This window comes from Neorickettsia risticii str. Illinois, from assembly GCF_000022525.1.
In the GTDB taxonomy this organism is placed as follows: Bacteria; Pseudomonadota; Alphaproteobacteria; order Rickettsiales; family Anaplasmataceae; genus Neorickettsia; species Neorickettsia risticii.
On sequence record NC_013009.1, the window covers coordinates 313,494 to 334,308 of the forward strand.

Sequence of the window (20,815 nt, forward strand, 5' to 3'; positions counted from 1 at the left end):
ATGGGGGTGACCTTTCCTGTTGTCTTTCTGAGTGATTCTAGGACTTCCCGATGTCAGAGAAGCTTGTATATCATTTTTCCCCTTCTAATGCGGACGGGGATGCCTCGATGCTGGATGTGCTTGGTGGTAAGGGTGCGAATCTTGCACAGATGTGCAACATGGGATTGCCAGTGCCGCCAGGATTTACAATTTCGTCAAGTGCCTGTGAGCTTTATCATCGTGATAGAGATCTCTTCCGCAAGATTTTAGAAAAGGAAGTACGAAGATCGTTGCGAGTCCTTGAGGCTGCCACCGGTAAGGTATTTGGATCAAAAGTAAGACCGCTATTGGTTTCAGTGCGTTCAGGTAGTAAGTTTTCTATGCCGGGGATGCTCGATACTGTTCTTAATGTAGGGCTAAACAATGAGATCGTCGGTTCTTGTAGTAGCAGGTTTATTCTCGATAGCTATAGAAGGCTCATTCAAATGTATGGGGACGTGGTTTTAAAAGTAGAGTCCTATCATTTTGAAGAGGTGCTGTACAATTACAAGAACTCCAAGGGTGTCCTGAGTGATCATGATCTCAGCATCAGCGACTTGCACGAGCTCATCGAGGCTTTTCGCGAAGTTGTAAAACGGAATTCTCGTGCTTCTTTACCAGAGGATGTTTATGTACAGGTCATGGCTTGTATAGAGGCTGTTTTCCAGTCCTGGGGAAATGAGCGCGCAAAGACGTACAGAAAAATTCATGGTATTCCAGAGAGTGTAGGTACCGCGGTTAATATACAGAGTATGGTCTTTGGAAATTTCAATGAGCATTCTGGTTCTGGTGTTCTATTTACAAGGAATCCTTCCAATGGTCACAAAACGATATTCGGTGAGTACATGAAATGTGTACAAGGAGAAGATATTGTTTCCGGTGTGAGGACACCTAAACCTATTAACGAACTGAAGTCTGAGAATCCAAGATTGTACGAGCAGCTTGAATCGGTTTGTCAAAGTTTGGAAAAGCACTATAGGGATGTGCAAGATATCGAATTTACTATTGAGGATGACGCCTTGTATATACTCCAGACAAGGAGTGCAAAGCGTTCAGTAGAAGCGGCGATAAAGGTTGCTGTCGATATGGTAAAGGAGGGATTGATAACAAAAGAAGAAGCTGTTCTCAGAATCAGCCCAAAGTCGCTAGAAAGCTTGCTTCACCCTAGAATTGATGATGAAGCGAATCATCAAATAATAGGTAGTGGTTTGCCCGCATCACCAGGCGCTGCTTCTGGAAAAATAATTTTCTCCACTGAGGAGGCAGTGAAGCGAGCTCAAGGTGGCGAGAAGGTGATTCTTGTCAAAAGTGAGACCAGTCCAGAGGATATCGCGGGTATGCATGCTGCAGTGGCAATTCTTACGACGAGAGGTGGTATGACTTCGCATGCAGCTGTTGTTGCAAGAGGAATGGGCAAGCCTTGTATTTGCGCCCTTTCTGGTGGAAGCATTGACCAATATTCTCAGGTTCTGCGTATTATCCCAGATGTAACTTTGAACAGAGGAGATGAAATTACAATTGACGGTGCGAGTGGTAATGTTATTTTAGGGAACGCAAGTACTTCTGAGTTCAGTTTTTCCGATGAATTTAGCGTTTTCATGGGTTGGGTCGATGAGTTTAGGCGAATATCTGTGAGGGCAAATGCTGAAACGAAAGAAGATGTCGAAGTGGCATTGAAATTTGGGGCGGATGGGATAGGTCTCTGTAGAACTGAGCATATGTTTTTTTCAGAGGATAGGATTCATATAGTCCGGGATATGATAGTTGCAGAAGATCTACGGCAGAGAAGTACAGCCCTAAAAAAGTTGCTTCCTATTCAGCAAGGCTGTTTTGCGGCGATTTTTCGTGAAATGCAGGGTAAGTGCGTCACAGTAAGGCTACTTGATCCTCCATTACATGAATTTTTACCAGCTGATGAAGCGAGCTTGGAGAGTTTTAGGAGGCACTCTACACTTGAAGAGTCCTTCATACAAAGAAGGATAAAGGCGCTCAAAGAAGAGAATCCGATGCTTGGACATCGTGGTTGTAGGATAGCAATATCGCATCCTGAGATATATGAGATGCAGCTTCATGCGATTTTTGGAGCGGCACAAGAAGTTGGTGGCGTAAAACTAGAGGTTATGATTCCGTTTATCATGAACGCAGATGAGCTGTATGCTATAAAACAGCTTGTCACGTCGGTTGCGCAAGGGTACTCGGCTGATTATTTATTGGGTAACATGATCGAATTGCCTTCTGCTGCAATTCTTGCTGACAGGATAGCTGAAAATTCAGATTTTTTTAGTTTTGGGACTAATGATCTCACTCAAACTACTTTGGGTATTTCGAGAGATGATTGCGGAATGTTTATGAATATTTACAAGGAAAGAGGTTTGTTCAAGGAGGATCCGTTTATCTCTATTCAGGTTGAAAGTGTTGGTTTCTTGATCAGGGAAGCTATCAAAAAAGGCAGAAGTGCAAACAAAACACTGAAGATAGGGATCTGTGGTGAACATGGTGGTGACCCATACTCTGTAGAGTTTTTTGCGTCTTCGGGTGTGGACTACGTTTCTTGTTCACCGTATAGGGTGCCGATTGCGAAAGTCGCAGCTGCACAGCATTTCATCAAGACGAAGCAAAACAATGAGACTCTTTAGTTGACTTTTATTGAGATTAGAGCTTTTTTCAATACTGCCAATTATCACGATTAGTACATGAGAGGAGGAAATCTGACCCGGATTGCCTATTTCCTGATCTGTGCACTCATTTCTCGCCAAGTGATTCCGCTGTGTGCATCATTGCCTGCTTAGCGTTGATTTTTTAGTATACGTCTTTTTAGATCTGAAACACCTATGGATACAGTCTAGAAATTTTCCACTTTCCATCTGATTGGAGAAGATATAGGTATCTTTTGTTCAATCTGTGTTCGCCAGCAAGGAAAAACTCCATGGCGTATGGCTTCAACTGAAACCCCACCCAGTGCTTTGGTCGTCTTATCGGGTCGCTGGAATTTTCTAGCTTCTCCACCGCACTAAGGAAAAGTGTTTCATTTGTTAATTCTTGAGATTGCTTGGAAATTGTAGTGACAGCTCTGCTCCTTCGTGGACGATAGGCAAAGTTTGTGTCTGCTTCCTTTTCACCTATAAGGAAAACATCGCCACGTCCGATAACCTGTCTTTCGTTCCAGTAAAATACGATCGCTGCTTTTGGATTATCAAACAGGTTTTTACCTTTGGTGCTATTCATATTGGTATAGAATGTAAATCCATCCGTGGTAACATCCTTCACTAAAATCGTCCTCGCATAGGGAATATTATCCCTTGTACATGTTGCAAGCACGGCAGCAGTTCTGTCGTAAGCATTAGCATCCTTTTGCCATAGCAAAAACTGTGCAATTGGATCCGCATCCATTCAAAAGCCTACCAGGTTCACTATACATTAATCATGATGCAGGAATCATACATTACTTTTTCACGCAAGGAAATTTTCATAAAAAAGGACGTTGCAAAGGCTATTAAGTCACTTATGTATGTCGTGTTTATACTAAAAAGATGATTTTTCTTGGAAGATTTACGGATTAAGTTGAGTGCCGTACGATACTGTACCCTTTTGTTCAAACCGCAAAGACATGTAAGAGTAATGTATAGCTAGATAAGCCAAATCGTTCTATTGACAAGTATATATAGTCTATTCCAGATTTAGCCTTTTTTAAGTTCTTTATCTTAGCCTTGATCTTGCAGTTGAAATTGTCGGTTTATGCCGCGCGTCTTTAGTGAAAGGGAGAAGGACAAAATTGTTCAATTTCTGAGCCATCCAAACTTATTACAACTTTTCAGTGACTATGTTTTCATTAAAGATGATGTGGTTGAGAGGTTAGCGATTGAAGAGAATGATGAGAATGTAAACGCGATTTTTCTTCTTCTTTTTGCAGGTATTTTTGTAAAGCGGAGAGATGATGTTAGTGATGTTTTCTCTGGGGCGGTGCTGAATTATTCAGGGCCTGAGAATGCGGGATTCTTTGTGGGGAAAGAAAAATATCTTTTGAAGGGGCTCCTTAAGCTTGTTGCCGAAGAATTTTTTTTTCCTTGTATGGGTACGGTTCCGCATAAAAAAGTTCGTAGTTTTGCTGAGTTGTTTAGCGTCGTCTTAGGAGATGATTCGACAAGCACTGATGTACCTGACTATAAGGAAGCTACTGTACAGATCTGTTTTAAGGTATTAATGCAACTATCAAGATATCAAGATGTTATCGATACAGATGAAGGATTCGATCCTACTGGTACGTTACACAACTTGGCTAACTTGTATGATGCTATTAGCGAAGGATCTATATCTTTACAGGAGTTCTATATCTGTTATGAAAACGGCATGTTAAGCGCCTTGCATAGTTCTACATTGCTCAGCAGAATAACAAACTTTTTACACAGAATCCCTGGCTTCAGTCTGTTTGTACACGGTATCAGATATTTTACTAACTGGATTAAGAATATTTGGTAATTCTCTTTGCTCTTCATCTAGTGATGAACAAAAGTGATGATGCATGCCGCGTGCTCGCCCACGACCCTACTGAGTGCAGTTATCCTTCTTTACTAAGGTCACAGATATTTTTGAGGAATACAAGTTATTGTTGTGGTAGTTTGGTGGTGCAACAAGCTGAATGAAAGAACTCTTCCACTCTTTCGAGAAGTTTCTTTATACAGGTTTCTTGGCATATTTGTTGCCGGAATTCGGCGGAGTTTTTATAGTTCGCGCTGTACCAGAGAATGTGCTTTCTTGCGATTCCTATACCCGTTTCGGTGCCATAGTGAGAGAATATTGAGCTAATGTGTTGCAGTATTATCGGAAGTTTTTCCTGTGGTGTAGGTTCTTGTAATTTTTCGCCTGTCCTGAGAAAGTGCAACATATTTCTTATAGACCAAGGTTTTCCATAGGCTCCGCGACCGACCATAATGCCGTCAGCGCCAGACTCTGCCAAGGCTCTTTCAGCATCCTCGTATGTTTTTATATCACCGTTTGCTATCACTGGGATCTTAACAGTGTTTTTCACCATCCGGATGAATTGCCAATCTGACTTTCCTTTATACATTTGTGCTCGCGTTCGTCCATGTATAGTGATCATCTTTATTCCAAGGTCCTCCGCAATTTTTGCTAATTTTGGAGCGTTCCTGTGATTTTCATCCCAACCAGTGCGCATTTTTAGTGTTACTGGTATTTTAACCGCTTTTACTGTTGTTTCGAGGATTTTTGCTGCGTGACATTCGTCTTTCATCAGGTAGGAACCAGCATATCCGTTGACTACTTTTTTAACAGGGCACCCGAAATTAATATCAATGATTTTAGCGCCCATATCTTCATTTATTTTTGCTGCTTCTGCCATTACGTCTGGCTCGAATCCAGCTAATTGTATAGCAGTGATATCCTCTCGAGGAGACAAAGAAACTTTTTTCATTGTATCTTTTGTTTTCAGAATCATAGCTCTGCTTGCGATCATCTCGGAAACCACAAGTCCTGCGCCAAAGCTTTTTACAAGATCCCTGTAAGGCATATCAGTTACCCCAGACATAGGTGCCAGAATTACGTTGTCAATACTTACGTTATTAGCCAGGTTGAGTTTCATTGTTCTTTAGAATGATAAGATTAACAAAGTCACTAGTTAACTGTGTATAGCTGTCCAAGCTGTTCTCTTTTGGGATTTCGACTCGCTCTTTGGTACTAAAGACGTCATTCCGGCGTCAATACTCGAAAATACAATAAAGGCTTCAAATACTCTTTTACCTTTACATTAAATACTCTGAATGTTCTTTATTGTATTTGTCTACATGAAAATGCTATACGAGGCTAGATGATTTATCGAGGAATTTCAGTGCCGCGTAGTGTGTGAGGTCACAACCAACCGGGGTTACTGTTACATAGCCACTTCTGAGAAATTCGCAAAACTGCGGAGAAGATGTTGCTTCAATCGTAACATATTTTTCGTTTTCTTCTTCATGCGGCCTGGCTCTGATAGCGGATTCCTTCTTGTTTCGGACGTCGATATTACTATACTGCGGCACGTGTTTCACTCCTATAACTTGGCATTCAGGGATGTTTATGTTCAGCACGCAATTTTTCAGGATGTCAACTTTTTCAAGCATTGAAAGTATATATTTTTTTATGTGAGGGTTATCTATGTTCCAGCTCATAGTATTGGGACTCGAAGAATAAAACTGGCTAAAAGCAAATGAAGCTGTTCCAGATAGCATGCCTTGCATGGCCGCAGCTATCGTTCCTGAGTATATCGTGTCTATTCCCAAGTTTGCACCAATATTCACACCAGAGAATACTACATCCGGTACACCATTTTTCGTAAGTCTAGGATCATGGAAAGCTGTTATAACACAGTCTGCCGGGGTTCCATCAACTGAGAATACGTTTTCAGCAATTTCTTCGATTTTCAGTTTTTTATCCAGGCTTACAGCATGACTAGATGCAGTCCTATTTGTTTTGGGTGCCACCGTGATAGTTTCCAGGAAGCCAATGCTTAGGACAAATTCTCTGAGCAGTTTCAGTCCCGGTGAATCAAATCCATCGTCGTTCGTTATAAGTGCGCGCATTCTACAAATTCTAGTCACTCCATGTGACTCCTAAGTGTATACAATTGTGTTAGTTCAGCAAATAGGTCTTCCGTCTTCACAATGAAATTTAGCTGATCTTTCAACAGAAGTAGCTTTGTGAGTGAGATTTTAGCTGTATAACCCAGCCTTTAACTAATACGTGTAGACAGTTAATACTTACGAACAGCATTTGTAAACGAGGTAATGGATTTCCTCAGTTGCCTGGACTACAATTTGGGCTTGGTCGTTGTGTCTTTTGCACGTGGTTTATGGTTCTCAATAGTTATCCAATTGTTGAACATGAATATGATGTTGTTGTCGTAGGAGCTGGTGGTTCTGGACTTAGAGCCACTTTGGGTATGGCGAGTCAGGGTTTGAGGGTTGCGTGTCTTTCCAAGGTTTTTCCAACTAGGAGTCACACTGTAGCAGCTCAAGGAGGAATTAGTGCTGCATTAGGGAATATCAGTGAAGATGATTGGAGATGGCATGCCTATGATACTGTCAAGGGTTCCGATTGGCTTGGTGACCAGGATGCAATTGAATACATGTGTAAAAATGCTTCCAGTGCAGTAATAGAATTAGAGAATTTCGGTGTGCCATTTTCACGGACGTCTGAAGGTAAAATATATCAACGTCCATTTGGTGGTATGACGACCCATTATGGGAAGGGTCGTGCTATTCGAACATGTGCTGCTGAGGATAAAACAGGCCACGCAATATTACACGCTCTTTATCAACAGTCTATAAAGCTGGATACGGAATTTTTTGTGGAATATATAGTCCTTGATTTACTCATGGATGATGAGGGTTGTAAGGGAGTCATTGCTTGGGACCTAAAAGATGGCTCATTACACAGGTTCAGAGCTCATATCGTTGTGATAGCAACTGGTGGCTACGGTCGTATTTACTTTTCAGCCACAGGTGCGCATACCTGTACGGGTGATGGAAATGCGTTTGTTCTGAGGGCTGGTTTGCCGCTCCAGGACATGGAATTTGTGCAATTTCACCCAACTGGTATTTATGGGGCTGGTTGTTTGATAAGTGAGGCGGTTCGTGGTGAAGGTGGCTATCTGATAAATTCAGAAGGGGAAAAGTTTATGTCTAAGTATGCTCCTTCTGCGAAAGATCTCGCGTCCAGAGATGTTGTGAGTCGTGCAATCACTATGGAAATCCGTGCTGGTAGGGGTGTGGGTCCAAAGAAAGATCATATCTATCTTCAAGTTTCACACTTAGGTTCCGAGGTTATAGAACAACGGCTTCCGGGTATAAGCGAAACTGCACGTATCTTTGCAAATGTGGATGTGACGAAAGAGCCTATTCCGGTGCTTCCGACTGTCCACTATAACATGGGGGGGATTCCAACAAATTATCATGGAGAAGTCCTTACCATGGATGATGAGAATGTGGAGAAAGTTGTTCCAGGTTTAATGGCTATAGGCGAAGCTGCTTGTATTTCAGTACATGGCGCGAATAGACTTGGCTCAAATTCTTTATTGGACCTTGTAGTTTTTGGTAGAACAGCTGCTATTAGGGCCAGAGAGGTGATAAAAGCCAATACGAAGCACTCTCCTATCGATAAGGAGTTGACAGAGCAGGCTCTGGCGCGCTTTGATAGGTTCCGTTATGCAGACGGTGGGCTTCCTACAGCTGTGCTAAGAAAAAAAAATGCAGTTGATAATGCAGGAGCACGCTGCCGTTTTTAGGACTCAGGAGGTCCTAGATGAAGGATGTAAAAAAATGCAGGAGCTCCTCCGTGAAATGGATGAGATCAATGTAACTGACCGTTCACTTATCTGGAATACTGATCTCGTCGAAACGCTTGAGCTCGATAATATGGTGGGTCAGGCTATTGCAACAATAGAGTCAGCTGCGAATAGGAAAGAAAGTAGAGGCAGTCATGCTAGGGAGGATTATCCCGAAAGAGATGATGAAAACTGGCTCCGTCACACGCTGTTTTGGTTCCTACCGGACAGTAATGAGACAAAGTTTGGCTACAGGCCAGTACGTCTGCAGCCAATGAGCAATGAAATAGAATCATTTCCTCCTCAAAAGAGGGTCTACTAGTCTGTTTTCTGCTCACATCTGTTAGCTTTTCAGCTAGGATTTATGAGTAGTTTTTTTGAGAGGTCACCTGCGGGCGTGGCTGTGTATGTTTACTATTTTGGTGGTTTGGTAAGTAGAAAACTAAATCTCCCTTGTAGTTAAAGCAATCCTCAACAGGTGTTTTTTTTCTATGTAAAGCTCTTCGGGTGTCGAGAGTACCTCGCTAATTTGCAGCCACCTGTTATGCCAAAAAATGGCTGATTGCCCTAATTTTCCTAGTAGAATTCTTTCACCAAAGAAGCTTTCTTTTTCCAAAACTCCGTGGTGAAATTTAATGATCCGGTTGAATGTGAAGCATAGCAGATCCTTTAGTGATGCCTCGGAAAATTTTTGGGTCATCTGGAATTGTGTTGTTAGATCCTGACCAAGTGTATCTAGGGTTGGAAGAGAATCCTTTGCTTCTTCCTCTACAGATTTTTCTAGGAGATTTCTATACTGCACAATTAATTTGTCTATTTCAGTACTTTTTTTAAAGAGTGGGAAATAGAGGTGAAAGCAACGTGAACGGACTGTATTTGTAATTTGCTGTGAGTATCTGGCTATCAGGATAAGTGTCGCTGTCTGTTTTCCTTCCTCTAGCACTTTTAAGAGTGCGTTCGCTGCACCAGATGTAATTATCTCAAAATGACTCATGATGATAATCTTCTGGTTAGAGAAATTGCTGGTTAGATTCAAAAAATCGTGTATCCTTTGTACGTGAGCGACTTTGATAGATCTTTCCTGGATGATCATTAAATCTCCTATCGCTTCATCAGATTTAAGGATCCACTTTGCGTATCTAATCGCAATCTCAAACATATCATCTAAGCTGGGGCCAGTAAGAAGCCACGCACGAGACTTCTGGTATCCAGATAGTAGAACCTTTTTTTGAGCCTTATACATGTACGAATAGTAGTGGGCTGGACATCCAGATTCTACAGTGTTTTTTTTCTTAGTCCATTCGCTGCATATTAGACTTTGGTATCCGCATGGCCCTTTCTTGAGCTTCGTGCATTCAGGAATAGCTTTTAATCGGACGTTCAGATTCTACAGTATTTTTTCTTAGTCTATTCGCCGTATATTAGACTTTGGCATCCCCATGGCATGGACTTTTTTTGAATCTTGTCCGTGCAGGAGTAGTACTTGAACAGACATTTAGATTCTACGCTGTTTTTGCATTGCTCCATTCATTGCCAAGGTAGGTTGTCTCATTCAACCTGAGATGTTTTTAGTGTTTCGATGCAACTTGGGAAATTTGTATTGTTCAGAAGAGCATATGGCGGATAAGTTAGTCGCTAGAAGAGTTACTCGGTAGCGTGATGCATACTCATTTGCTAGTAGTTTATTAAAGTATGCTGATGTAGAATCTCCTCGAAAATTTAGATGATTCTATGACAAAGGCGCTTCTTATAGAGAAGACAGGTGGTCCAGAAGTTTTTAAATCAGTGGATATTAATTTTAGGGCGCCCAGAAGTGATGAAGCTCTCATTAAGCACACGGCTATTGGAATAAACTACATAGATATTGAGCAAAGAAGTGGCTTTTACAATCTGCATGAGAATGCTAGTAGGCGGAAGTTGCCGGCGATTGTGGGATGTCAAGGAGTCGGTGTGGTCAAAGAGTTGGGTGAAGGTGCGGTTGTGGATGTTCAACCCGGAGATAGAGTCTGCTATGCAACGATACCCTATGGTGCCTATTCTGAAGAACGCGTAATAAAGCTGAAATATCTTCATAAAATTCCAGATTTTCTCTCTGATGTTGATGTGGCAGCATCATTATACAGTGGAATGGTATCCTTCTACCTTACGTGTAGGGCTTATCTCGTCATGAATGATTTTACAGTGATGGTCCATGCTGTAGATACGGATATGGGGGATATGTTGTGCCAATGGATTAAGGCTCGAGCTCCTGGGTGCAAGATAATTGGTACTGTGGGTTCGATGAGAAAATTAGAATTACTTAAAGATATACGCTGCGAATTGTTACTTAACTATCTTGAGGATCCAGAAGTTCTCAGGGAGAGAATACATAAGTTCACCCGTGGGTATGGTGTAAATGCTGTTTATGATTGTATTGGTAGAGACACCTACATGCTTTCCTTGAACTCTCTTGCACGATTCGGCATATACGTACTCCATGAGCAAAGATCAGGGGAGATTCCTCCAATGTCTTGGAAGGCTTTTCGTGCGCGTTCTTTGTTTTTTACTCATCCTTCGCTCTTTCATTACGCACGTAATCATGTGGAGTCAGTGCTTGCGGTTGCTGAGGTTTTCCATTACATGCGAATCAAAAAGATAGTACCTAATATTGCTCTTCGCTGCAGAGGTCTGGATGACATACCTGAAGCGCATAGGCAGATTGAGGCGGGCAACGTGAGTGGAGCGTCTGTCGTTATTTTTTGAATATCGTGGTTTTTCAGTTTAGCCTATGTGAATTCCTCTTATCTGGAAAGGGTTGTTATATATCTTTCTAGGTGCCAGTGTGTTGTAGGTGTACAAGTACCGGTCTATTCATATGCTATTCGCGAGGAGGGTGTATAGCGTGTGAGATTTGTTGATCTTATTGTGTGAGGGAAAGTTCATATAGGTGGTTGTCTGGTATTTTATTTCGTTGTTCCCATTTGAGCGCGTAGGTTGGAGTTCTATTTGCTTTTATAGTATAAGAATGGGTGTTGATTTTACTGTAGCTTGAAATTTTGTCTATTGAAAACAAGAAGGCCATAATATACAGACCAAGCAAGGCAGCTACTCAGTCTGGGTATGGTGGTCAAAAGTGGGTGCTCAAGTTTTGTTCTGATGAGCCAAAATATGTAGAGCCATTAATGGGTTGGGTAGGTAGTCGTGATACGATAACCCAGTTGGTGCTCAAATTTAACAGTAGAGAAGCAGCTGAGGCTTATGCCAAAAAAAATGGTATTGACTATACTGTTATCATGCCGCAACAGGCAAAGGTAAAGCCAAAGTCCTACGCGGATAACTTTCAATGACTAAGTTTTACGATTTTATAATTTCTGGGGCGGGTCTATCCGGAGTTCTAGCAGCGCATTTATTGAAGAACCTTGGTTTATCTTATTACATCTTTGATAAAAGCGGCGAAGCCTCTGTTGACTTTAGAACCAGTGCGATTAGTTGTGAGTCCGTGCGTTTCTTCGAAAGACTCAATCTATGGGAGGTGATAGAGCCGTTTGCAGTGCCCATAAGCGATATATACACTTTTCAAGAAAAAAGTGGGTCCTTTCTTCACTTTGAGGGTGAACAGGCCAATCTGGATTTTTCAATGAGTTATGTGGTGCCAAATCTGGTGCTCCAGGATATTTTATACAAAGGAATTGATATTAATTACGGTTGTACATACAAGAATGTATGTCATTCCCATGATAAGGTGCGTGTAGATTTCTCAGATAGAGTGATTGAAGGAAGATATATGCTTGTTGCAGAAGGTAGGTACTCTAATACTGCAGGACTACTGGGCTTCAAGATGATACGCTCAAGCTATAGACAGAGTTGTCTTATATGTAATTTGAGAAGCAGTGGAAGAGAACACTCTAATGTTGCGGTAGAGATGTTCTTAGAAGGTGGTCCATTTGCATTGTTACCATTACGTAAAGGCACTGAATTTTCTCTTATCTGGACAGTTAAGTTTCCCTTTGGTGATACCTTTGCAACAATTGATGAGAAGGAGTTTCTTTCAGAGGTACAAAAAATTTCAGGTATTGAGTTTGAGAAAATTCTTACGCCCCGAACAGTTTATCCTATTGTATTAAACTTTTGCATGAATCCACGTAAGGGGCCAGTGATGTTAATAGGCGATTCTGCACATGGGATACACCCAGTGGCCGGGCAAGGATTTAATTTGGCTGTATATGATCTAAAAGATCTCCATGACGTGTTGAATAAGTATGGATTAGACAATTTTGATGAGTTGGCTGACGCATATTTGAAGAGAAGAAGACGAAGTGCTCTTTCTATGGTTGCTTTCACTCATTTCCTTGTTAAATCTTTTTCTTGTGCTTCGCCTTCGTTACGCGCTGCTAGAGGCTTTGTATTCGATGTAATAGAATCGAGTAGTCGGTTGAAGCGTTTTTTCATGGAGCGTGCCGCCGGAAAAGGTCTGTAGTAATCGACGGGATATGTTGTCTCTAAAGGTTGGGGCGCGTTGTTCGACATTAGCACTGGCTCAGGCGCGTCTTGTAGAGAGAGCCCTTGCTCCCTATTGTGAAAGAATCGATTTAGTTGGAGTAAGAACCTCTGGTGATATACTCAGTGACATTCCTTTAACTGAGGTAGGTGGTAAAGCTCTTTTTCTTAAGGAGCTGGAAGAAAAACTTCTCACGGGTGAAATAGATATAGCAGTCCATTCAATGAAGGATGTACCCGCGTTTTATCACGATGATCTTGAAGTTGTTCCTGTACTCAAAAGGGCTATTCCTAACGATGTTTTTGTTTCGTTTCGATACCCGAATATGTTGTCTCTGCCAAGTGGGGCAGTGATTGGAACTTGTGCTCCACGCAGGGTAGTACAACTAAATCAAAGATTTCGGGTTATCCCTTTGAGGGGTAATATTGCCACTAGGGTAGAAAAAGCTAAAAACTTAGATGGGATAATCCTCGCCTTCTGTGGTTTGGAAAGACTTGGTCTATGTAAAATGATTTCAGAGGTTATACATGAAGATGTTATGCTTCCCGGTGTCGCTCAGGGTGCACTTTGTGTTGAGTTTAGGAAAAAGGATCATTTTCTTAGGGAATTGATTCTGAACATTTCTGATAGAGAGACTATCATTTGTACTACAGCTGAGCGTGCTTTCCTCGAAGAGATCAATGGTGATTGCAAAACTGCTTTAGGTGCGCTCGCTGTAGTGAAAAACAATACTTTATATTTCACAGGGATGCTGGGTAAAGATAACAGACCATGTTACTTTAGGACTTCGGGATCATGTTTGAATGCGAAACAAATTGGTAGAAGCGCTGCTCTAGCGCTTTTGCGCATGTAAAATGCTATCTCTGCATTTTTTTAGAACTCATTTTTGCAAGTATTGCTATTCTTATCGTTCTGAACGACGTCCAGGGAAAGCTTGCCTACTTTTGACATGTTATTCATTAGGTGCTACAAGTGGTAATTACTGGAACATCCTTCATACAATTCTACGTGTGAGTTTTACTAAGAAATCACCAAATCCTATAGTTTTTGTAGGCGTTACTGGCTGTCTTTCAAGCTTTTTTTGTTAGGATCCAGTAAATAGTGGATGCTCGGCCTGCAATCCTCTAAATAGCTAAGCAATTTTTAGATTCAGCAAACGCCTTAGTATCATAAACCTTAGACTGTCAATTGAATGGGCACCGATTGAACAAGCCACATGCATTTCACAATGAGAAGGCCACAAATATAACTCCAAAAAGAGAAGTATTTAAATTGTTTTTATGTAGGACTGAAGTTTCACCTCAAGAGCAGTTGTAGGGATAGTAAATTCCTGTAAAGCGTTTTCATCTGAGATACTGCCGTACTTCAGCATCTTAACTTGCTCGCGTGTTATAATTGGTGCAGTTTTACCTGAGAGAAACTTATTTATAGGTTTCAGCAAGAAACACTCAAGGAGTGCAGCTTCGCAAAGTGCCATCCAATAGGGAATTGGTAGGCATATCACAGTTATGTCAAGAAGCCTGCTGATGAGCGAACAAATTTCACTCAGTGTGTATCTTTTTGATCCGACTACTGGATAGATCCCACCTTTCAATGTTTCATTCTGCAAAATTTTAGCGACTAGGAAAGCTATGTCGCCAACATAAACTGGTTGTATTGATGCAGTTTTGCAGGCAGGCAGAAGTAAAATACGCAATTTCCTGCCTAGTTTAACGAAGAGATTTATAAAGTTGTCTTCCTCTCCAAAAACGACTCCCGGTCTAATTATTATGCTTTCTGGGAAAGCTGATCTCACTGCTTTTTCTCCATTGATCTTGCTCCTACCGTACTTGGTTGCACCTTTACAACCTAGTAGTGCGGAAAAATGAATAAAACGTCGCACGCCATTCTCCGCAGCTATTTGTGCAACCTGCGCGCATGCCAAATGATTAATTGCATCAAAAGAAGTGCTGGAAGTTTCCCTTAGAACACCAACCATGTTTATGACAATCTCAGAATTTCCGATGCCTTTCACGATATCACCGGGGTCTCTTATGTCACCGTGTACCACCGAGATCTGGCCTAGATTTCCGGAGAGCTTAAGTTTTTTTGCACACGAAAGCGAATTGGAAACTACGGTAACCTGGTAACCGGACTTTACCAATTCCCTCACTACATAAGAACCGATAAACCCACCGCCGCCAAAAACAGTGATCTTTTTCATAACCAAATCAATTAAGACCCAAACCACCGTTTTTGATATCTCGAAACTTGAGACCCGTTTGTACAGGTGGAGGCGGCATCCATCCAAGCTACGCCGAGCATGGACGTTTTAGCCTCCTTCAAGTTCTTCTGTAGCTCAAAGTTTTGATACCTTTCACGCATGGCCCAGGCCAACGCTAGTCTTTCACAGGATAAGAGGAAAAGCAATACATACCATTCACTCATAATTCAGCCGTTTTTTCTTTGTTAATTTAATTGATTCTATGCTTTATTCGGACGAAGAATACGTCCTTTAATAGTAAAAAAACCAGTCCTGTACTTCTGAGATTTCACTTTAACAGTTATGCTTTTTATACAAAGACTTCCTCTGCCAAGTAACATGCGTTAAGAGTCTGCTTAGTGCCGTTTTACTAAGTGAGTTAAGCAAACTAATCATAAAGCAGGGAAACTTCATTTGCTATTGTTCGTGTTACTTTTCCCTCTATTTCGAGTTCGACTATTGCCAATAGGAGGGTCTTTTCTGAGATACCAAGCTCATGTGCTAACTGACTCATTGGTATAGATGTACTATCAATTTTTTTGAGGATCTGAGCCTTTATTAGGGTTATCTTATCGGTGTCACAGTTAAGCGTGGAGAAAGGTATAAACGCCTTGTCCTCAACATCCAAAAGGGTCTTGTAGCCAAAATCGTTACGTTTTTTTCTTTCTAGGTGTTGTATCACATCTAGGGCATTTTCTACCAATATGGCTCCCTGTTTTAGGAGCCTGTTACTTCCTGAGAATCTCTTGTCGTAGGGTGCTCCAGGTGATGCAAAAAGATACTTGCCCTGTGCCAGTGCGTACTGGGCAGTAAGTAGAGAGCCAGAGTTCTCTGATGCCTCAATAATGATAACGCACTCCGAAAGACCAGAAATTATTCTGTTCCTGCGTGCAAAATGGACAGACTGTCCTCGCTTACCAAAAGGGACTTCCGTAACCACCAAGCCACCTCTTTCGATTATTCTTTCTTGCAACTTTTGATTTTCGGTAGGATAACACTGATCTATACCAGTTCCTATTACTGCGATTGTTGGCAACATGCTATCAGTGATTTTTAATGCCGCTGTGTCTACTCCTATAGCTAGGCCTGAAACGATTGTATATCCTTCTTCTGCTAGTTCGCGCGCAAGTGAATATGCAAAGTTGCAACTATTGATTGTGGCATTTCTCGAGCCTACTACTGCTATAGAAGGAGTGTTAAGTAGTTCTATATTTCCTCTTGCTGTAATGACTGGAGGTGGATCTCTGATTACTCTCAGGTTTTTGCTGTATTTGTTTTCGCAGGCGGCCAGAATACTGGCATCAAATTTTTCAGTTAGCTCAAGTTCTTTTAGTGCATCGGTCTTGGAGAAAGGTCTTGTCTTTTTCGTACGTTGTTGAATAGTAGAAAGTTGTCCTAGAGCGTTTTCAGCTGTTCCATATAGGCTAATTAATGACTGAAAAGTCACCTCTCCAACTGTTCTAGACAACTGTAGCCAGAACAGCAGTTCACTTTTAGATAAATTATTAATTATCATGAGATATTTCTATTACATCGTACCTGTGATGTAAACCTTGGATGTAATTTTGGTAGTTAGGCTCTTTTTAACCGCTATAGGCTAAAACTGACATCTGTTGGGGGGTAATATTGAATATGGAGCAGAATTTTGTTGAAAGGCGTATAATGGGCCAATTATGTGAGTATTGGAAAGGTATCCAAGGCGAAAATAGGGTTCCTAGGAAAACTGATATAGATGTTGATGAGATAGCTCACATAATGCCTTATTGTGTGATTGTCGATGCAAATCAGGACGGTGGAAGAATTAAGTACACCCTCAGTTATGTTGGATCTAAAGTGAAACAGTTTGAAGAGAGCGGCATCTTTCATGAAACATTTATCCAGTTTGTTTCTTCGAATACGGATACTTTCCAAGAGTACATAGATGAAGTCTTTCAGACTAAGGAACCTCTCACGGATTCTGGTGAAGTTGTGAATGGTAATCAAGAAGAAGTAAAGTTTAGGCAGTGCGTCCTTCCTCTGAGTAAGGATGGCAACGAAGTGAGTTCTGTGATTTGTGCAATAAACTGCAAAATATACTAGGCAAGTGACATGGCATAACTATTTTGTCGAAGTACCGTTCAGTTGCCTGCCACTACCATCAAGGCCAACAGGATATGCACAGAGTAACCACTTGCGCCGCAATGTGCTTCACAGGCATACAAACACTCACTTCGACCAAAAACGTGAAAATGACTCCTACGGGAATCGAACCCGTGTTTCCACCGTGAAAGGGTGATGTCCTAGACCGCTAGACGAAGGAGCCTGAAAATGAAAGATATATGCTAGAGCTTAAGCCAGCGGGTTTTTATTGTCAACGGCATTGGCAAAGGGGCTTGCTATCAGATGGCGTTTCTTCTCGTTAATTCGCGTTTGTCAATATGTGAAAGTCAGGAGACGATACTCAATACAATGCTATGTTTACTTGTTATACTTTTGACATCTGCAGCCTTAGAGGGGTATCTCAAACACACTGTTCGTTATGAGTTGGAATGAGGTTTAGTAACAGAGTTTTTTCTCGGCTGCTTTTGCGCACTACAAAAAGTCTTTTCAGAAACCGCATTGTTTGATTTTACGCTTATATCATTGTTTCACTTTTAAATCGCACTTCTTCTTTTTGGTGAATTTTTGATATCATTGAGTATACAGCAGGATAGCTTGCGAAAAGGCTTTTGCTCTGCTAGATCTAGGGCTTTTTATTTCTCATTCTTTTTGCCAATGGCATTACTTAAGTTGGTCATAGAACCTGACCCGATATTGCATAAAGTTTCAGGGAATGTAGTTGGCGTATCGGATGAAAAAAGAGAGTTTCTCGATGATATGCTAGAGACAATGTACCACTATACTGGTATAGGGTTAGCTGCAGTTCAAGTGGGTGTACTTGAGAGAATTATTGTTGTTGATGTTCCGCCGGACAAAGAGTGGCATTCAAGTCCTCTTAATCATGTAGGATACGAAAGCTCAGGAGGTCCGTACTATCTTGTTAACCCTGAAATCATAGAATTCTCACGGAATTTGGTTTCTGCTGACGAAGGATGTCTTTCGCTTCCAGAACAGAATTACGAGATAGTACGCCCGGATGCAGTGGTAGTTAAATATCTGAATTATAATGGAGAAGAGTGCTTACTCAAGGCAAATGGTTGGCTGGCGCGCTGTATACAACATGAGGTGGATCACCTGGATGGAAAACTGTACGTGTCACATCTGTCGAAGCTAAAGTATGATCTTGCAACAAAAAAGGCAGCTAAAATAAAGAAACGGCACTCTGAAGTATAGATCAATATCACACTCAGGTCTCGCTGATGCGGGACCGAAAGGACAATAAGGCAGGCAAGAGAACGGTGGGTAGTAACGGGCTCGAACCGCTGACCTCCTCGGTGTAAACGAGATGCTCTACCAACTGAGCTAACCACCCGACGGCCTATATTGTATATTTTTTCTTGAGTAGATGTAAAGAAGCTGCAATCGCATCTTAAGAAATTGTATTCGACGTTCAGTAATAGTCACTTGTGTAATCAGTTAATCTACAAGGATAGTTCCTTTACTTGGTCGTACAATACTCGAACTAATTTGAGCCTCATTTCGTATGATGATAGTATTCCACGTGTAAATCAGAGGTATTAAGGAGATGCAATCCGGTTCTTTTGTTCGTCTTAGAAGGACGCGTAGAAATAAAATTATCCGAGACTTGATTGCCGAAACCACGCTCTCTGCTTCGCAGCTTGTATTACCATTGTTTGTCATAAATGGTTCAAATACTGAGTTGCAAGTGGGTGAGATGCCAGGTGTGTGTGCGCATTCTATCGATATACTGAAAAAGGTAGTAGAGAGTGCAATAACAGTTGGTGTGAGAAGTATCATGCTTTTTCCGCGGGATCCCGGGAAAAGAAGCTTTGAAGCGGAGGAAGCCTATAATCCGGAGAATTTAATCTGTCGTGCAGTGAGAGCTCTCAAAAGAGATTTCGGAGGTGACCTTGTTATTATTACTGATGTCGCAGCCGATCCTTATACAATTGATGGTCACGATGGATTTTATAGAGATGGAAAAATTCTTAATGATGAAACATTAGAACTCTTGATAAAGCAAGCCTTAGTGCAGGCCGCAGCTGGGAGCGATATGCTTGCTCCCTCAGATATGATGGATGGAAGAATTTTTGCAATCAGAAATGCTCTCAATCTTGCTGAATTTGATGAGGTCCCGATTGTATCGTATTCTGCTAAATATGCTTCCAATTTCTATGCACCTTTCCGAGACGCATTGGGTTCCACGAATATCACGCTGGACAAGCGATCCTATCAAATGGATTACAGGAATGCAAACGAAGCCATGCGAGAGATCGAAGTTGATATTAATGAAGGTGCTGACATCGTAATGATCAAACCGGCTAGCCTCTACCTTGACATAATAAGGATGGCAACGGATCGGTTTCGTGTGCCTATTTTTGCGTATCAAGTTAGTGGCGAGTATAAAATGTTAGTTCAATACGGTGGTCCCGAAGTGTTATTGGAATCCCTAATTGCAATAAGAAGGGCAGGTGCAACAGGGATAGTAACGTATGCTGCTGTTGAGGTTGCAAAGTACTTAGCGTCTTAGGTATTTTTTGGTTTATTTAATTGTCTTTTAAGCCAAAGTAAAAATCGAGCAGACATCATGATAGGTGGCAGCCTTCCTGCTGAGCTGTCTCTTCTTTTGGATTGACACGGCCTCTCTCAGTTAAAATCGAAGTGTGAGCGAAAAAGTTATACTGATATGCATGAGGCAGGACTTCTCCAATTGAGATTAAACCCTTTTCTATTTCTCACTAATTCGTTTATTTAAAGCGTTGATCTCCGCTCCGTATATAAAACACAAGTTGAGTAAGTAAAAATACAACATAACCACAATTATTCCTGCGATGCTTCCATAGATTATGTTCATTTGTGCGAAGGAGTGTAGGTAGAAGGAAAACGCAATCGAAGTGAGAATCCACAGTGACACGACCATTATACTCCCAGGAATGACATCGCAAAACCCTTGTTTCTCTTTTGGAAAAAAAATATACAAAGCTGATACAAAAAAGAAGACACAGCACGTCGTGATGGTGCTATAGGGTAGCCAACTTGGTCTTTTCAGTGTGTGAAGGAAAGATACCTTCTTGGTTAAGAGCGGATATATTGTCGGAAAAAGAAGGAAAACAAGTATGATAACGGAAATCAAAAGGAATTGTATGACACTGATAAGGCGCCTTAGTATGTACTCTGAAACTAGGGCTTCAGTTCCAAAATTATATGCCTTGTTTACTGCTGCTTTTAGTCCCTCTACAATGGATGAGGCCGTCCATATTGCGCCAAGAATGGTAAGCGTCAGAAGTCCATGTGTAGGACCCTCAAGGATCTCCTTGATATACGGCATTATGCCTTCGATGATGTTTTCTGGTACGTTCTCTATGAAGACCGACAGCAATTTTCTTGTTATTTCGTATGAGGAAGCCCCTATTATGTTTGCTATGTGACCTGCTACAGCAGTGAAGAAAAATAAAAATGGAAAAATCGATAGAAGCAGCAAAAAAGATAGGTATCCAGCATACTCGGAGCCGCCATGATATAACATGTTGTACAATGAGATTTTTAGTACCGCAAAAATTCGCTTCATTTTTTACAAGCTTTGCAATTTCGCAAGCGATAAGTATCAATACTAGCCATATTATTTGACATTTCTATAATTGTGAAAGAATATCCGGTTGTAAGA

General features: G+C 41.3%; 16 protein-coding genes, 2 tRNA genes and 1 pseudogene. 10 read left to right on the plus strand and 9 right to left on the minus strand.

Annotated elements, in window-relative coordinates; genetic code table 11:
• Positions 1-50: 50 nt before the first annotated feature.
• Entirely contained in the window at positions 51-2,654 is a 2,604-nt protein-coding gene (ppdK, locus tag NRI_RS01560) for a pyruvate, phosphate dikinase (protein WP_015816240.1), read from the plus strand.
• 193 nt (positions 2,655-2,847) lie between these two features.
• Here the strand turns inward: ppdK and NRI_RS01565 are convergent, their stop codons facing one another.
• Positions 2,848-3,408, minus strand: coding sequence for a pyridoxine/pyridoxamine 5'-phosphate oxidase (locus tag NRI_RS01565; protein ID WP_015816241.1), 561 nt, complete (start codon positions 3,406-3,408; stop codon positions 2,848-2,850).
• A gap of 345 nt (positions 3,409-3,753) precedes the next feature.
• On the opposite strand from NRI_RS01565, the gene NRI_RS01570 reads away from it, so the two are divergent.
• On the plus strand, positions 3,754-4,494 hold the full coding sequence (locus NRI_RS01570; protein WP_015816242.1) for a hypothetical protein: 741 nt from the start codon (positions 3,754-3,756) through the stop codon (positions 4,492-4,494).
• Positions 4,495-4,618: 124 nt separating this feature from the next.
• On the opposite strand, the gene dusB is transcribed toward NRI_RS01570, so the two are convergent.
• Both dusB and surE read right to left on the minus strand, forming a co-directional pair.
• Complete coding sequence (gene dusB, locus NRI_RS01575; RefSeq protein ID WP_041351443.1) at positions 4,619-5,614, minus strand: tRNA dihydrouridine synthase DusB; 996 nt, start codon at positions 5,612-5,614, stop codon at positions 4,619-4,621.
• A 211-nt stretch (positions 5,615-5,825) separates the two neighbouring features.
• The gene (gene surE, locus NRI_RS01580) at positions 5,826-6,608 is read right to left on the minus strand and encodes a 5'/3'-nucleotidase SurE (RefSeq protein ID WP_238523028.1); all 783 of its coding nucleotides are present in this window, start codon (positions 6,606-6,608) and stop codon (positions 5,826-5,828) included.
• A gap of 251 nt (positions 6,609-6,859) precedes the next feature.
• Here surE and sdhA point away from each other — a divergent pair.
• A pseudogene (gene sdhA, locus NRI_RS01585) lies at positions 6,860-8,654 on the plus strand (succinate dehydrogenase flavoprotein subunit).
• A gap of 120 nt (positions 8,655-8,774) precedes the next feature.
• On the opposite strand, the gene NRI_RS01590 reads toward sdhA, so the two are convergent.
• Positions 8,775-9,575 (minus strand): hypothetical protein, encoded by an 801-nt coding sequence (locus NRI_RS01590; RefSeq protein WP_015816211.1) that lies wholly within the window; start codon positions 9,573-9,575, stop codon positions 8,775-8,777.
• Positions 9,576-10,063: 488 nt separating this feature from the next.
• On the opposite strand from NRI_RS01590, the gene NRI_RS01595 reads away from it, so the two are divergent.
• The 4 genes from NRI_RS01595 to hemC all read left to right on the plus strand — a co-directional run bounded on the left by NRI_RS01595 (position 10,064) and on the right by hemC (position 13,662).
• Positions 10,064-11,074 (plus strand): quinone oxidoreductase family protein, encoded by a 1,011-nt coding sequence (locus NRI_RS01595; RefSeq protein WP_015816247.1) that lies wholly within the window; start codon positions 10,064-10,066, stop codon positions 11,072-11,074.
• Positions 11,075-11,367: 293 nt separating this feature from the next.
• Complete coding sequence (locus NRI_RS01600; RefSeq protein WP_015816248.1) at positions 11,368-11,658, plus strand: ETC complex I subunit; 291 nt, start codon at positions 11,368-11,370, stop codon at positions 11,656-11,658.
• Positions 11,655-12,788 (plus strand): FAD-dependent monooxygenase, encoded by a 1,134-nt coding sequence (locus tag NRI_RS01605; RefSeq protein ID WP_015816249.1) that lies wholly within the window; start codon positions 11,655-11,657, stop codon positions 12,786-12,788. The genes NRI_RS01600 and NRI_RS01605 overlap by 4 nt, the downstream gene beginning before the upstream one ends.
• A gap of 13 nt (positions 12,789-12,801) precedes the next feature.
• The gene (gene hemC / locus NRI_RS01610) at positions 12,802-13,662 is read left to right on the plus strand and encodes a hydroxymethylbilane synthase (protein ID WP_015816250.1); all 861 of its coding nucleotides are present in this window, start codon (positions 12,802-12,804) and stop codon (positions 13,660-13,662) included.
• Between the two features lie 414 nt (positions 13,663-14,076).
• Here the strand turns inward: hemC and NRI_RS01615 are convergent, their stop codons facing one another.
• Complete coding sequence (locus NRI_RS01615; RefSeq protein WP_015816251.1) at positions 14,077-15,012, minus strand: complex I NDUFA9 subunit family protein; 936 nt, start codon at positions 15,010-15,012, stop codon at positions 14,077-14,079.
• Between the two features lie 427 nt (positions 15,013-15,439).
• On the minus strand, positions 15,440-16,567 hold the full coding sequence (gene dprA / locus NRI_RS01620; protein WP_015816253.1) for a DNA-processing protein DprA: 1,128 nt from the start codon (positions 16,565-16,567) through the stop codon (positions 15,440-15,442).
• Positions 16,568-16,683: 116 nt separating this feature from the next.
• Between dprA and NRI_RS01625 the strand changes: the two genes are divergently transcribed.
• Positions 16,684-17,130: a PAS domain-containing protein gene (locus NRI_RS01625; protein WP_015816254.1), complete on the plus strand. Its 447-nt coding sequence runs from the start codon at positions 16,684-16,686 to the stop codon at positions 17,128-17,130.
• A 150-nt stretch (positions 17,131-17,280) separates the two neighbouring features.
• Here NRI_RS01625 and NRI_RS01630 read toward each other — a convergent pair.
• A tRNA-Glu gene (locus NRI_RS01630) sits at positions 17,281-17,353 on the minus strand.
• Between the two features lie 452 nt (positions 17,354-17,805).
• On the opposite strand from NRI_RS01630, the gene def reads away from it, so the two are divergent.
• Positions 17,806-18,363, plus strand: a complete 558-nt coding sequence (def, locus tag NRI_RS01635; protein WP_041351447.1) for a peptide deformylase — start codon at positions 17,806-17,808, stop codon at positions 18,361-18,363.
• 66 nt (positions 18,364-18,429) lie between these two features.
• Here the strand turns inward: def and NRI_RS01640 are convergent.
• A tRNA-Val gene (locus NRI_RS01640) sits at positions 18,430-18,502 on the minus strand.
• Positions 18,503-18,715: 213 nt separating this feature from the next.
• Here NRI_RS01640 and hemB point away from each other — a divergent pair.
• The gene (gene hemB / locus NRI_RS01645; RefSeq protein WP_015816257.1) at positions 18,716-19,681 is read left to right on the plus strand and encodes a porphobilinogen synthase; all 966 of its coding nucleotides are present in this window, start codon (positions 18,716-18,718) and stop codon (positions 19,679-19,681) included.
• 198 nt (positions 19,682-19,879) lie between these two features.
• Here the strand turns inward: hemB and NRI_RS01650 are convergent, their stop codons facing one another.
• On the minus strand, positions 19,880-20,719 hold the full coding sequence (locus NRI_RS01650; RefSeq protein ID WP_015816258.1) for a YihY/virulence factor BrkB family protein: 840 nt from the start codon (positions 20,717-20,719) through the stop codon (positions 19,880-19,882).
• Positions 20,720-20,815 lie beyond the last annotated feature (96 nt).

Coding starts and splice junctions, on each gene's coding strand:
- dprA (WP_015816253.1), bottom strand. CDS start 16,567: ATGATAATTAATAATTTATCTAAAAGTGAACTGCTGTTCTGGCTACAG.
- dusB (WP_041351443.1), bottom strand. CDS start 5,614: ATGAAACTCAACCTGGCTAATAACGTAAGTATTGACAACGTAATTCTG.
- def (WP_041351447.1), top strand. CDS start 17,806: ATGGCATTACTTAAGTTGGTCATAGAACCTGACCCGATATTGCATAAA.
- hemB (WP_015816257.1), top strand. CDS start 18,716: ATGCAATCCGGTTCTTTTGTTCGTCTTAGAAGGACGCGTAGAAATAAA.
- ppdK (WP_015816240.1), top strand. CDS start 51: ATGTCAGAGAAGCTTGTATATCATTTTTCCCCTTCTAATGCGGACGGG.
- NRI_RS01625 (WP_015816254.1), top strand. CDS start 16,684: ATGGAGCAGAATTTTGTTGAAAGGCGTATAATGGGCCAATTATGTGAG.
- NRI_RS01615 (WP_015816251.1), bottom strand. CDS start 15,012: ATGAAAAAGATCACTGTTTTTGGCGGCGGTGGGTTTATCGGTTCTTAT.
- NRI_RS01590 (WP_015816211.1), bottom strand. CDS start 9,575: ATGTATAAGGCTCAAAAAAAGGTTCTACTATCTGGATACCAGAAGTCT.
- hemC (WP_015816250.1), top strand. CDS start 12,802: ATGTTGTCTCTAAAGGTTGGGGCGCGTTGTTCGACATTAGCACTGGCT.
- NRI_RS01565 (WP_015816241.1), bottom strand. CDS start 3,408: ATGGATGCGGATCCAATTGCACAGTTTTTGCTATGGCAAAAGGATGCT.
- NRI_RS01605 (WP_015816249.1), top strand. CDS start 11,655: ATGACTAAGTTTTACGATTTTATAATTTCTGGGGCGGGTCTATCCGGA.
- NRI_RS01595 (WP_015816247.1), top strand. CDS start 10,064: ATGACAAAGGCGCTTCTTATAGAGAAGACAGGTGGTCCAGAAGTTTTT.
- NRI_RS01570 (WP_015816242.1), top strand. CDS start 3,754: ATGCCGCGCGTCTTTAGTGAAAGGGAGAAGGACAAAATTGTTCAATTT.
- NRI_RS01650 (WP_015816258.1), bottom strand. CDS start 20,719: ATGAAGCGAATTTTTGCGGTACTAAAAATCTCATTGTACAACATGTTA.